Raw genomic sequence first — 13,036 nt, 5'->3', positions numbered from 1 at the left:
TGGGACAGGAGATTTGAGGCGAAGAATTCCGGCTTGCAATGTTGTTGCATGGCGGTTCGATGGGAGAGGGAAGGGCCATGCCCTTGTTCGCGCCGCACCGTTTGCAAGGGAGTGGAGGACACTTTTCAAAGGCCTGGAATGTTGTCCTGATAAAAAGGGAAATATTGATTATATACAATGTATTATAGCGATGATTTCCTGTTGTCGTCAGTCACCTTCGCGCCGCTTTCGCCGGTGGTGCGTGCGGCGAGGATGGCGCGAACAGCCTGTTGGCGGACAGTGTTTCATGTCCGCCGCGCGGGGCAGGGGGCAGCGATTGTCGCAATGGCCGTTCATCCGTTCGGCTGGCGATGCGTTCCGCGAGAAGAGCCGGATGTGGACTGGCAAACATGATGCAGAATGCATTTTTTATTTGACCATCCGCATCTTCGACCATAGTCTGAGGTCCGTACTGGAAATTGGCTGCATTCGATGGGGAGGATCGAAACAATGCCGGATTTTGGAATCTGCAAATCCAAGTTCATTGCGCCCGTGCTGGCGCTTTTTGTCGGTGCGGCGGCACCGGCCGGTGCCGCACAGCTCGGCATCGACGCCGAAAAGAAGGAAGTGACGGTCGGTGCGTTCACGCCTGTCACCGGGCCCGTTCCATTCTACTCCATCCTGACGCATGCGGCGGAATCCTATTTCCGCCATGTCAACGAGACGGGGGGCATCAAGGGCTGGAAGATCAACTACGTTACCTATGACGACGGCTACGATCCGGCCCGGTCCGTGGCCGTCACGCGCCAGCTCGTAGAAGACAAGGGCGTCTTCGCGCTGGCGGCTTCGGTCGGCACCGCAACCAATGTCGCCGCCATCCCCTATTCCCGGGAGGTCGGCCTGCCGCTGATCGGTCCGATCGGCGGGGCCAGTGCCTTCTTCGTTGAGCCGAACGTGTTTCCGCTCCTGCCCGACTACGGCTGGTCGGCGGCGGCGAATGCCGAATACGCGCTCAAGGACCTCGGCCTGAAGAAAATCGCGCTTCTCTGGGAGAACGACGAACTGGGCAAGTCCGCCAAGCGCGGCTTCGACGCCTATATGGCCGAGGTCGGGGTGCAGCCCGCCGAGTCTGTCTCCTTCGATGTCAAGACCACCAGCTTCAGCCCGCATATGCGCCGTGTCGCCAATTCCGGCGCCGAGGCGGTGATCCTGTTCGGCTCCAACGCCAACCTTGCGGCGGCGCTGAAGGCGGCCGACCAGCAGGGCTTGAAGGTGGAATGGTTCGCGCCGTTCTTCACGGCTGATCCCTCGACCTACAAGTTGGCGGGCGACCTTCTGGACGGCACCTATTTCTCGTCCTGGCTGCTTCCCGTCTCCAGTTCCGAGCCCGAAATCGTCGCCTATCGCGAGGCTGTCGGCAAATATTACCCGAATGATCCGGTTGGCGTCTTCGGCCTGAACGGCTGGAGTAACGCGGCGCTGTTCGGCAAGGCCTTCGAGGCTCTCCTCGACAGCGGCGAGCCGCTGACCCGCGAGAACCTGATGGCGTCTCTGGAAACGCTTCAGGATGCCGCCATCGGCGGTGCCCGCGGCGTCACCTTCAACAAGGGCGATCATCGCGGCACCCGGCAGGAAGGGATCATTCGGGCGGGTGATGGAAAGTTCGAACTGGTTCGCGAGTTCCGGCCTTATCCGCCCGTCGTCTTCGACGCCGCCATGCAGTAAGATGCGCATTTAGGTGCCTGTCCGCGGGGAGGCGGACGGGCACTCCAATCTCAGTCTTCAATCCGGGAGGAGGATGGAATGACCTTTATACCGATCAGCGCGCCCGCGCGTCTCGATGACCGTGTCGTGCTCGTGACCGGCGCCGGCGGCGGCATCGGCCGGGCCACGACGCAGGCTCTGGCCGAGGCGGGCGCGACCGTCGTCGCGACCGATATCGCGGGACTTGCGAATTTCGACGACGGACATATCCATTGCCGTTCCTACGACGTCACCTCGCAGGAGGCGACAAGGACGCTGGTGGCGGATGTGCTGAAGGAATTCGGCCGTATCGATACGCTGGTCCTGTGCGCCGGCACGATTTCGCACTGCCCGCTCGAGGAGTCGACCGACGAGGAATGGCGCTCCATTCTCGACGTCAATCTCATGGGCGTGGTCAACCCGGTGCGCGAGATCTTCCCGATCATGAAGGCCCAGGGCTACGGCAAGATGGTAGCGCTCGGCTCCATCGCCGCCAAGATCGGCGGGGTTGCGTCCGGCCCGTCCTATGTCGCCGCCAAGTCGGCGGTGCACGGGCTGATGAAATGGGTGGCCAAGGCCGGTGCGCCCCACGGCGTCTATGCCAGCGTCGTCGCCCCCGGCCCGGTCGAAACGCCCATGTGGGAAAAGGTCACGCAGCGCGCGGCGCCGTCTGCCAACGGCAATGTTCCGCTGGGACGCTTCGGCCAGCCGGAAGATATCGCGCAGGCGATCCTTTTCCTGACATCCCCTGCTTCGAACTGGATTACCGGAACCGTTCTCGACGTGAACGGCGGCATGTTGATGGATTGATGCGATGACTGGCACGGAAACCATTGGATTTATCGGACTCGGGGTCATGGGCGGCCCGATGTGCCGCAACATGGCGCTGAAACACCAAGGTCGCGTTCTCGCCTTCGACATGAACGCGGCGGCCGTTGCGGCGGTGGCGGAGGCGGGGGCAGAGCCGGCCGAAACGGCGGCGGCGCTGGCGGCGGAGAGCGATGCGATCTTCCTGTCGCTGCCGGGCGGCCTGCAGGTCGAGGCGGTGACGGCGGAGATCGCCGCTCAGGTCCGTCCGGGCGCGGTAATCGTCGATCTTTCCACCACGCCGGTCGCGGTGGCCCGCAAGGTCGGCTCGTTTCTGGCGCAAAGGGACATTGCCTTCGCCGACGCGCCGGTCGCCCGCACGCGCGAGGCGGCGCAGCGCGGCGAACTCGCCATCATGGTCGGCGCGCATGCCTCCGTCTTCGAGCGCATTCGTCCGTTGCTTTCCCACATCGCCACCGACATCACGCATGGCGGCGACATCGGTTCGGGCCAGGTGCTCAAGCTGGTCAACAACATGCTGGTCTTCGAAAACGTCGTCACCATCGCGGAAATGATGGTGCTGGGCGAAAGGGCAGGCGTCTCCCCGGAAATTCTGCTGGATGCGGTTTCCAGGGGCTCCGGCGACAGTTTCGTGCTGCGCAACCATGCCCGCAAGGCCATGCTGCCGCGCGACTTTCCCGAACGCTCCTTCCCGCCGGAATATGTGCTGAAGGACATCGACTATGTGTTCCAGCTCGCGCAGGAAACCGGCGTGCCCCTGAAGGCTGCCGAGACCGTGCGTCGCTATTACGAGAAAGCCGTCGAGCACGGTCTCGGCGGGCGTTATTTCCCCGGTGTCATCCGCCTCGTCGAGGATGGAATCATGGCGGAGGACCCGTCATGAACGGTTTCGCCGACATGGCCGGCGCGCTGGCGCGCGACCTCTTTCCGCTGATCTGGTCGGGCATGATCACCGGCTGTCTCTATGCGCTCGGTGCGCTCGGGCTGGTGATGATCTTCAAGTGCTCGAAAGTCGTGAACTTCGCCCACGGCAACGTCGCCGGGCTTGCGGCCTTTCTGGTCTATGGCCTGTCGAGCGGCTACATGCTCCAGCTTTCCTGGGGCACGGCCGTGCTGCTGGCGGTGATCGCCGCCATGACGATCGCCTTTCTCAGCTACGCCGTGCTGGCTCCGGTGGTGCTGGAATCCGACCTTACGGCGACCATCGCCACGCTCGGCGTCGGGCTCATCGTGCAGGGCGTGACGCTGCTGGTCTTCGGGGCCGATATCGTCAGCCTCGACCTGCCGCTGCCGCGGTTCAGCACGTCGGTGCTCGGCCTGCACGTCACCAGCTACGACCTCACGGTGCTGGCCGTGGCCGTCGTCACCATCGGCGCGCTGTTCTTCGTCATCGACCACACCAAGCTGGGCGTCGCTTTCCGGGCCATGTCGGAAAGCCCGTTTGCAGCGGAGGTCTGCGGCCTGAACCTGCGCTCCGTCCATCTCTTCGCCTGGGTCGTGGCGGCGGTGCTCGGCGTCATCGGTGCGCTGCTCATCGTTCCGACCACCTTCCTCAGCGCGACGACGGTCGCCACCTTCATGCTTCAGGCCTTTGCCGCGGCGGTTCTCGGCGGCTTTTCCAGCCTGCCGGGCTGCCTCGTCGGCGGCATCCTGATCGGCATCTTCATGAACCTGTTCACCTTCTACGTCTCGCCGGAATTTTCGAGCACCTTCCTTCTGGTCGTCATCCTGATGGCGCTCAACATTTTCCCGAACGGCATATTGCTGAAAGTGGGAGGCTCCCGTGTCTGACACCCTTCTCACCCCGTCCCGCCGCCTTTCGCTGAGCCATCGCGTCGGATTGCCCGTCTGGCTTACGCCGACGGTCGCCGTCACCACCGCGCTGGCCCTGCTGCCGCTGTTCTTCAGCGGTTCCTGGCTCTTCACGCTCGGCGTGTGCTTCGCCAACTCCATCGGCGTGCTTTCCGTCAGCGTCCTCGTCCGCTATGGCGGGGAGGTTTCCATCGGCCACAGCTTCTTCGCCGCCGTTGGCGCCTATACGGTCGCCATCCTGGAAACCCGGCTCGGCATTCCGTTTCTGTTGAGCGTGCCCCTGGCGGTGGTGCTCGGCGTGCTGCTCGGCATCTGCTTCGCCTGGCCGTCGCGCAATCTGTCGGGCATCTATCTCGCCGTCTCCACGATGGCGCTCGCACTGGCCCTGCCGGAAATCGTCAACAATGCCGACGGGTTCACCGGCGGTTTCGAGGGGCTTTACGTTTCGAAACCCGCTCTGCCCGGCATCGCCATCGGAATGCAGCGCTATTATCTGGCGCTTCTGGCGCTGGTGGTGGCCGCCTGGGCGGTGGCGCGGCTGCGCCGGTCGCGTCAGGGCATGGCGCTGCTTCTCGCCCGCTCGCATCCGGCGGCGGCCGATGCGTTCGGCACCCGCCGCGTCTGGGCGCGCATCAGCGTCATGGCCATCAGCTGTGGCATCGCCGCCCTGTCCGGCGCGACGCTCGCCTTCGCAAGCTCGACGGTCTCGCCGAGCGGTTTCACGCTCTGGTCGGCGATCTTCCTGCTGGTCGGCTCCGTCGTCAGCTTCTACGGCCTGAGCCTGCCGCGCGCTCTGGCGGGCGGCGCTTTCCTGACGCTCGTTCCACAGGTCATGTCGGGTTCCGGCGCATGGATTCCGGTGTTCTACGGCACGGCGCTGATCGCCGTCATCCTGATGGTCCATTACGCGCCGAAGCTGCGCGAGACCTTCAAGCGCCTGAGGGAGGCACGATGATGGAGGCAGGACACGCCCTTCTCGAAGGACACGGCATTTCCCTGTCTTTCGGCGGCCTGAAAGTGCTGAAAGGTCTGGATGTGGAATTCCGCGCCGGCGAGATCACCGGGCTGATCGGACCGAACGGCGCTGGAAAGACCAGCCTTTTCAATTGCCTCACCGGGGCCTATCGACCGCAGGGCGGCTCCATCGCCTATGCCGGCGAGCCGCTCGACGGACTTTCGCCCTCGGCGCGGGCGCACAAGGGCATCGTGCGCAGCTTCCAGACGGTGGCGCTCTGCCCGGATCTGACGGTTGCCGAAAACGTCATGATGGGGCTGGCGCGCAATTATCACGCGGGATGGCTCGATGCTTTCCTGCCCCTTCCGCGTGGCCGTCGCGAGCGGGAGGATATGCGCGCGGCGGCGGTGCGGGCGCTGGCCGATTTCGGCCTTGGAGACGCCGCGGACCTTTTGCCGGGACAATTGCCGCCCGGCATGCAGCGCCTCGTGGAGATCGCCCGCGCCGTCGTCGGACGGCCGCGCGTGCTGCTGCTCGACGAACCGGCGGCGGGGCTCAACAATGCCGAGACGCGTGAACTGACGCGGGCGCTCAAGGCGCTGTCCTCGCCTGACCTCGTCATGGTGGTGGTGGAGCACGACATGGATCTCGTCATGTCGATCTGCGACCGAATCTACGTCCTGAATTTCGGAGAGCGCGTGGCCTGCGGCACGCCGGAGGCAATCCGCCGCGATCCGCAGGTGATCAGCATCTATCTGGGGAGCGACGAAGATGAGCCTGCTCACGGTCAGTGACCTTTCGGTTTTCTACGGCGCGAAGGCCCAGGCGGTCGAGCGTATCGAGTTCGATGTGGCGGAACGGGCGGTCGTCGCCCTGCTCGGCGCCAACGGTGCGGGCAAGTCCTCCAGCATGAAGGCGATTGCCGGTCTCATTCCCTGTACGGGAAGCGTCGTTTTCGACGGTGAGAAACTCGACGGCCTGCCCGCCCGCGAACGGGTGCGGCGCGGCATCGTCTACGTGCCGGAAGGCCGCGCCGTCGTCGGCAATCTCACCGTGCGGGAAAACCTCGTTCTCGGCGGTTATCAGGCGAGCGCTGCCGAGCGGCGCGAGCGCATGGCGATGGTGCTCGACCTGTTTCCGGAAATCGCCGACAGGGCCGACGGCCCGGCCTGGCGCATGAGCGGCGGCGAACAGCAGATGCTCGCCATCGGCCGCGGCCTGATGGCCGGCCCACGCCTGCTGCTGCTTGACGAACCGTCGCTGGGACTGGCGCCGCTTCTGGTCCGTCGCGTGTTCGAGCGTCTGTCGGCGATCCGCCGCGAAAGCAATCTGGCCATCGTGCTGGTCGAGCAGAACCTCGCCATGACCATGCGCCTCAGCGACGAGATCCATTTCCTGCGCGGCGGCCGCATCGTCGGCCATCGCGCCGTGGGCGAGTTGCGCGACAAGGCGGCGCGGCAGGAGGCGATCGACGCCTATCTGGGCGCGGCCGCGGCGGAATAGGCAAGGACAAGGGCGATGAATGCAGCCTCGGCCGCAACGGCGGAATATGAAATCTACGGCATCCGCTACGGCGTCAATCCACGCCGCAGGCGCGGGCAGAATTATATTCTCGAAGCGAAGCCCGACGAACCGTTAACGCTCGACTTCTACTGCTGGTTCCTGAAATGCGACGACCGCGTCATCGTCGTCGACACCGGCATGGACCCGGACAAGGCGGCGCATCACGGCCACGACATTCTCATCCATCCCGTGGACGGGCTGAAGATGCTTGGCGTCGATCCGGCCGCCGTGGACACGCTGATCGTCACGCATGCCCATTACGACCATATCGGCCATCTCGATGCTTTTCCCAACGCTCGCTTCTACATGCAGGCGGAGGAGATGGCCTATGTCACCGGACCGTGGATGGAGAAATGGTGGTTCCGCCGGGCCTACGAGCCGGACGAGATCGCCCGCCTCGTGCATCTTCTTCATGCCGGACGGCTGGAACTGCATGGCCGCGACCGGGAAATCGCCGATGGCGTGTCGGTCCACTGGGTGGGCGGACATTGCGCCGGCCAGGAGATCGTGCGGGTGCGTACCGCGCGGGGCTATGTCGTGCTCGCCTCGGACGCCCTGCATTATTTCGAGGAGTACGAGCGCGGCGTGCCCTTCGCGGTCGCCTTCAATCTCTCCGACATGATCGCGGCCCATGACCGCATCCGCGAACTGGCCGACAGCGACGACCACGTGGTGCCCGCGCACGATCCGCGTATCGTCTCCCTCTATCCGCCGGCCTCCCCGGACCTACAGGGAAAGGTGGTGCGGCTCGACCTGCCGCCTTCGCCGCGTGAGGGGAGGCCGCGATGAAAGATTGCATTATGCACCATTCTCCGGTTTATTTCCTGATGAACTTTGTGCAGGAAAGGCATGGACTTGAGGCATCAGACGAAAGAAGAACGCGTTGCCGACTACCTGCGGGAAGGCATTATTTCGGGCCGTTTTCCGCGGGGGTCCAAGCTGAAGCAGGCCGAACTGGCCGAGATGATCGGCACCAGCATCACACCCGTCCGCGAGGCGATCAAGCTTCTGGAGGCCGAGGGGTTCGTGCTCGGCTCCTCCCATCGCGGCGCGGTCGTGGCGCCCTTCGACATGAATGCGACGGAGGAGATCGTCGATCTGCGCGTCACGCTGGAATCGAAGCTGGCGCTGGCCGCCATCCGCCGCCTGACGCCGGAAACCATCCGGGAACTGCGCGAACTCCAGGGCGAGATCGAGACCGCCGCTGCCAAGGGCGACCGGGATGCGGTGCGTGTCGTCAACTATCGCTTCCACGAGACCATCTACATGGCGGCCGACCTGCCGGAAACGCTGCGTTTCGTGCGTATCCTGTGGGCGCGCTATCCCTTCGATCTGATCAACAAGCTGGAAAACCGCATCGAGAGGGCATCGAGCGAGCATCGGGAGATGCTGGCCGCGATCATCGCTCGCGACGAGGCGGCCCTGCTTTCGGCCCTGCGCGTCCACATCCGCGCCGGCTGGGACGAATTCAAGGCGGAATATACCGGCTAGGCCGGAACCCGGCGCTCCGTGGGGCCCGGTTCCGGCAGCGATCCGCATCCGGGACCAGGCATAACAAAGGAGCAGCCCATGCCTTCCGACAGCATTCTTCTCGTCATGGACATGATCAACGATCTGGTGCACCCGGATGGAGCGGGAGGCCAGACCTATGTGCCGCGCTGCCGCGAGCGCAACGTCTATGCCAACACCGCGCTCGCCATCGAGCGCGCCCGCGCCGCCGGTGTCATGATCGGTTACGTGCGGGTCGGCTTCTCGCCGGATTACCGCGAATGCCCGCCGGGATCGCCGGTCTTTTCCCGCGCCCGCGATAACGGCATCTTCAAGCTCGGCCACTGGGGGACGGAGGTGTTTTCGGATTTCGCCCCCCGCGCGGGCGATGCCGATATCGTCAAACACCGCGTCAGCCCGTTCTACGGCACGACGCTTGCGCCGCTGCTCAGTGCGCAAGGCATAACGCGGCTGGTGCTCTGCGGCGTTTCGACCAACGGTGTCGTGTCCGCGGCGGTGCGGGAGGGTCACGATCGCGATTTCGAATGCGTGCTGCTCGAGGATTGCTGCGCCGGTGCGAGCGATGACGAACATGATTTCGCGCTTGCCGGCCTGCGCCGCTTCGCCGGAATCTCCACGGCGGCCGACGTCGTGTTCTGATCCGTCGGCAGGCATGCGGGCAACATCCGCGCGGAATAATAATGCATTATCCATTATAATCCGGCGAGACTGGTCGGTGTTCAATCTAAGTTTTTGCCTGTCAATGCGTTGGAAATTCATGAAATTTTATGAGAATGTGAAGATTTCATATTCCTGGTCACAAAAAGCAGATTGACGATTATAATATAAAATGCATTATTTGACGAAAGGTCTGGTGACGGACCTTGGAACCCGTCCCGCCCGGGCAATGGCGTCCGCGCCGGGCGGGCGGGTTCGGGAGGCGGCGAATGCGGGGGAGTGTCCCGGAGATCGGCCGCCTCCGTTTCGGAACCGGGAGGCGCCCTGAACGGCGCGGCAGCAGATGCAATCGAACTGGAGGAAGATCCCTTGACCACCGCTGAACTTATCGACACCGCCACGCAGGATGTCGGCGGCGCGCCCGCCGAGGGCAAGATCACCGACGAGGCGGTTGCCGCCGCCCGCCAGATGATCGGCCTGCAACTGCGCCCCGAAGGTCCCTATCTCCAGGACGCCACGAGCGATACGCTGCGCAACTGGTGCAACGGCATCGGCGATCTGAACCCGCTCTACCGCGAGCAGGAATACGGGCGCAACAGCCGCTACGGCGGGCAGGTTGCGCATCCGATGTTCCCGATGGCCTTCGGCTGGGTCGGTCGCACCCGCTGGGGCCTGCCGGGCGTTCACGGTTTCTATGCCGGCAACGACTGGGAACTGTTCCGCCACATCCGTCCGGGCGACCGGATCAGCGCCATCGAGCGCGTGGTCGGCGTCGAGGAGAAGGAAAGCAAGTTCTCCGGCCGTCTCGTTCTGCAATATGTCGAGGCAAGCTATTCCAACCAGCGCGGCGAACTGGTCGCCCGGGCGCTCGGCACCTGCACCCGTCACGAGCGCAAGGCGGCCCGCGAGGCCGGCAAGTACAACGATATCAAGACCCACGAATACACCCGGGAGGAATACGATCAGATCGACGAGGCGATCCTGCGTGAGGAGGCCCGCATCCGCGGCGCCAACGTGCGCTACTGGGAAGACGTCACCGAGGGCGAGATGCTCGATCCGATCGTCCGTGGCCCCCTGTCGCTGATGGATACGATGGGCTTCCTCGTCGGCTGCGGCCGCGGCCACACGCACGGCGTCGTGTTCAAGGCGGCGATCAAGCATCCGGGCCATTTCTTCCGCAATCCGGAAGCGGGCGGCGGCATCGAATACACAGGCATCGGCCACCACCGTGAATCCACGGCCCGGGAGGTGGGTGTGCCGGGCGTTTACGACTACGGTCCGCAGCGCTCGTCCTGGATGTGCTCGCTCGTGACCAACTGGATGGGCGACGCCGGCTTCCTGAAGCGCGTGCGCACCGAAATGCGCCGGTTCAACACGATGGGCGACAGCACCTGGTGCAAGGGCAAGGTGTCACGCAAATACGTCGAGGACGGCCATGCGCTGGTGGATATCGAGCTGTGGGGCGAAAACCAGCGCGGCGAAATCACCACGCCGGGCCTTGCCACCGTCATCCTGCCGAGCCGCGATCCCGAGATCCGCGTCTTCTTCGATGGCGCGAACCTCGACCTGAAACTGCCCGTCGTGCGCTGAGGCGGCGGCAACGGAGCGCAACGATCATGAACACGGACCTCCCCCTTCAGGGCATCAGGGTTGCCGAAATCGCAAGCGGCGTGGCGGCCGCCTATGCCGGACGTCTTCTGGCGGCGATGGGGGCGGACGTGGTCATGGTCGAACCGCCGGGCGCTTCGCCGCTCCGGCGCGAACCGCCCTTCCTCGGGCCGGATTCGACGGAAAGCGCGCTTTTCGCCTATCTGGCGGCGGGCAAGCGCAGCGTCATCTGCGATCTTGCCGCAGATTGCGGCCGGGCCGATTGCGACCGGCTGCTTTCCGGCATGGATATGCTGATCGACGATACGCCGGTGATGCGCCGTGCCGCGCTCGGGCTCGACCCCGCCCGGATTGCGGCGCGCCATCCGCGTCTCGTCCACCTCTCGGTGCTGCCCTTCGGCGCCTTCGGGCCGAAGGCCGGCTGGAAAGGCAGCGAACTGAACGTCATGCACGCCAGCGGCGAGGGCTTCCTCCTGCCGAACGGCCTTTCGGCCGATCTCTTTCCCGACCGCCCGCCGCTGAAGATCGCCGGCCATTTCGCCGAAATGCAGGGCGGCATCGCCGCAGCACTTGCCGGTCTCGCGGCCCTTTGGTCGGGGAAGGGACAGTTCGTCGATGTGTCGGCACAGGACGCAACCGTTGCCGTCGGCGCCTTCACCGTCCAGCGCTACGGTGACGGGTCGCTGGAGCATCGCGCCAGCCGCTCCTTCCGCTATGGTGGCGTCATCGCCTGCCGCGACGGCTATGTCGAGCTGCTGACGCTCGAGGAGCGGCAATGGCACGGGCTGGTGGAGCTGCTTGGCCGACCGGACTGGGCGACCGATCCGGCCCTTGCCGATCCCGCCGAACGCAGCGCGCGGGGGGACGCTCTCAACGCCCGCATCCGTGCCTGGGCGCTGGATCACGACGTCGATGAACTGGTGGCGGGGGCCCAGAAACTGGGCGTGCCGATGGCGCGCTACAACGCGCCCGAACAGGTGCTTGCCGGCCGCCACGAGCAGGCACGCGGCCTGTTCGCCGAAATCGCCGTTCCCGGCGGTGGCACGAGCCGGATGCAGACCGGCCCCTTCCGCTTCGGCCCTCATCCCCTGCCGGTGCGCGATTGGCCGAGCGAGGCCGGTGCCGACCAGCATCTTCTCGACCGCGCCCATCCCGTCGTGGCGGGCCAGAGCCAGAGGGAACACGCGTGAAGCCATTGCAGGGAATCCGCATCGCCGATTTCACCGTGCACGCGGCCGGGCCGTTCTGCACGCACATGCTTTCGCAACTGGGCGCCGAATGCATCAAGATCGAAAGCGCCCTGCGGCCGGATATTTTCCGCAAGCCCCATACGGTCTACGGGCGAAAAGGCCCGGCGAGTTTCGATCAGGTCGCCTCCAACAAGCTGTCCGTGCGTCTCAATCTCAAGAAGCCCCGGGGCGTCGATCTGGCCAGGCGGCTGGTCGGTCTATCGGATGTGGCGGCGGAAAGCTTCCGCAGCGGCGTGATGGACCGCCTCGACCTCGGCTACGACGCGTTGAAGGCGGTCAGGCCGGACATCGTGATGGTATCGGTTTCCTCCTCGGGCCAGACGGGGCCGGACTCGCATTTCGCCGGATATGCGCCGCTGTTCGGCGCCTGGGGTGGCCTCGGCTATCTCACCGGCTACGGCGATGGTCCGCCCGTGGAGATGCGCCATGTCATGGACCATTCCGTCGGCCTCAATGCCGCCCTCGCCACGATCGCGGCGCTGCATCGCCGTCGCCGGACGGGGGAGGGAACGCATGTGGATGTCGCCGCCCGCGAGGTGGCTTCCTCGCTGATCGGCGAGGCGATGATGGCGGTTGCGGCCGGGGCGCGGCTCGGTCGCATGGGCAACGACGACTACCGGCGTGCGCCGCACGGCCTCTACGCCACCGATGTGCCCGATCGCTGGCTCAGCATTGCCGTTGGCGCCGAGGCCGAGTGGCTGGCATTTCTGTCGGTGATCGGCCGGCCGGAACTGGCGCGCGATCCGCGTTTCGCGACGCCCGAGGCGCGCCATGCCGAACGCGCGGCACTCGACGCGATCGTCGCGGAATGGTCGGCGCGGCAGAACGCCGAGGCGGCGGCGACCGCGCTCCAGGCTGCCGGTGTGCCGGCGCACGTGTCGTGGAACACCGGCGATCTGGTCCGCGATCCGCATCTGAGGGCGCGGGGTGCAATCGTCGAGGTTTGCGAGGACGACGAACGCCGCCGTGCGGCGGTCGGGTTCCCGGCGCGCTTTTCCGGCTGCGACGATATCGGTATCGTGCGAGGCACGCCGCGTCTCGGGGAGCATGAGGAGTATGTCTACGGCGAACTGCTCGGCCTCGGTCGCCGGGAATACGAGGCGCTGGTCGAGGAGGAGGTGATCCATTGAAC

General features: G+C 65.2%; 13 protein-coding genes. All 13 read left to right on the top strand.

What is annotated here, in order from left to right; all coding sequences use genetic code 11:
- The first annotated feature begins 489 nt into the window (after positions 1 to 489).
- The 13 genes from NOF55_RS08850 to NOF55_RS08790 all read left to right on the top strand — a co-directional run bounded on the left by NOF55_RS08850 (position 490) and on the right by NOF55_RS08790 (position 13,034).
- Entirely contained in the window at positions 490 to 1,704 is a 1,215-nt protein-coding gene (locus NOF55_RS08850) for an ABC transporter substrate-binding protein (protein WP_306411006.1), read from the top strand.
- Positions 1,705 to 1,782: 78 nt separating this feature from the next.
- Positions 1,783 to 2,532, top strand: a complete 750-nt coding sequence (locus tag NOF55_RS08845; protein WP_306411005.1) for an SDR family NAD(P)-dependent oxidoreductase — start codon at positions 1,783 to 1,785, stop codon at positions 2,530 to 2,532.
- Between the two features lie 4 nt (positions 2,533 to 2,536).
- Positions 2,537 to 3,433 carry an NAD(P)-dependent oxidoreductase gene (locus NOF55_RS08840; protein WP_306411004.1) on the top strand — a complete coding sequence of 299 codons (897 nt, stop codon included), beginning with the start codon at positions 2,537 to 2,539 and terminating at the stop codon, positions 3,431 to 3,433.
- Positions 3,430 to 4,341, top strand: coding sequence for a branched-chain amino acid ABC transporter permease (locus NOF55_RS08835; protein ID WP_306411003.1), 912 nt, complete (start codon positions 3,430 to 3,432; stop codon positions 4,339 to 4,341). The genes NOF55_RS08840 and NOF55_RS08835 overlap by 4 nt, the downstream gene beginning before the upstream one ends.
- On the top strand, positions 4,334 to 5,317 hold the full coding sequence (locus tag NOF55_RS08830; protein ID WP_306411002.1) for a branched-chain amino acid ABC transporter permease: 984 nt from the start codon (positions 4,334 to 4,336) through the stop codon (positions 5,315 to 5,317). Before NOF55_RS08835 ends, NOF55_RS08830 begins: the two co-directional genes overlap by 8 nt.
- Positions 5,314 to 6,111, top strand: a complete 798-nt coding sequence (locus tag NOF55_RS08825) for an ABC transporter ATP-binding protein (RefSeq protein ID WP_306411001.1) — start codon at positions 5,314 to 5,316, stop codon at positions 6,109 to 6,111. The genes NOF55_RS08830 and NOF55_RS08825 overlap by 4 nt, the downstream gene beginning before the upstream one ends.
- Positions 6,089 to 6,820 (top strand): ABC transporter ATP-binding protein, encoded by a 732-nt coding sequence (locus NOF55_RS08820; RefSeq protein ID WP_306411000.1) that lies wholly within the window; start codon positions 6,089 to 6,091, stop codon positions 6,818 to 6,820. Before NOF55_RS08825 ends, NOF55_RS08820 begins: the two co-directional genes overlap by 23 nt.
- Positions 6,821 to 6,835: 15 nt before the next feature.
- Positions 6,836 to 7,669, top strand: a complete 834-nt coding sequence (locus NOF55_RS08815; protein WP_306410999.1) for an N-acyl homoserine lactonase family protein — start codon at positions 6,836 to 6,838, stop codon at positions 7,667 to 7,669.
- Between the two features lie 60 nt (positions 7,670 to 7,729).
- Positions 7,730 to 8,371 carry a GntR family transcriptional regulator gene (locus NOF55_RS08810; protein WP_306410998.1) on the top strand — a complete coding sequence of 214 codons (642 nt, stop codon included), beginning with the start codon at positions 7,730 to 7,732 and terminating at the stop codon, positions 8,369 to 8,371.
- A gap of 78 nt (positions 8,372 to 8,449) precedes the next feature.
- Positions 8,450 to 9,028 carry a cysteine hydrolase family protein gene (locus NOF55_RS08805; RefSeq protein ID WP_306410997.1) on the top strand — a complete coding sequence of 193 codons (579 nt, stop codon included), beginning with the start codon at positions 8,450 to 8,452 and terminating at the stop codon, positions 9,026 to 9,028.
- A 387-nt stretch (positions 9,029 to 9,415) separates the two neighbouring features.
- The gene (locus tag NOF55_RS08800) at positions 9,416 to 10,636 is read left to right on the top strand and encodes an FAS1-like dehydratase domain-containing protein (protein ID WP_306410996.1); all 1,221 of its coding nucleotides are present in this window, start codon (positions 9,416 to 9,418) and stop codon (positions 10,634 to 10,636) included.
- A 26-nt stretch (positions 10,637 to 10,662) separates the two neighbouring features.
- Positions 10,663 to 11,844 carry a CaiB/BaiF CoA transferase family protein gene (locus NOF55_RS08795; protein WP_306410995.1) on the top strand — a complete coding sequence of 394 codons (1,182 nt, stop codon included), beginning with the start codon at positions 10,663 to 10,665 and terminating at the stop codon, positions 11,842 to 11,844.
- Positions 11,841 to 13,034 carry a CaiB/BaiF CoA transferase family protein gene (locus tag NOF55_RS08790; RefSeq protein ID WP_306410994.1) on the top strand — a complete coding sequence of 398 codons (1,194 nt, stop codon included), beginning with the start codon at positions 11,841 to 11,843 and terminating at the stop codon, positions 13,032 to 13,034. Before NOF55_RS08795 ends, NOF55_RS08790 begins: the two co-directional genes overlap by 4 nt.
- Positions 13,035 to 13,036: the final 2 nt, after the last annotated feature.

Origin of the sequence: Ectorhizobium quercum, from assembly GCF_026552795.1 — a bacterium.
In the GTDB taxonomy this organism is placed as follows: Bacteria; Pseudomonadota; Alphaproteobacteria; order Rhizobiales; family Rhizobiaceae; genus Ectorhizobium; species Ectorhizobium quercum.
The sequence above is the reverse complement of the archived record's forward strand: the minus strand, read 5'-3'. Positions and strand labels throughout refer to the sequence as shown.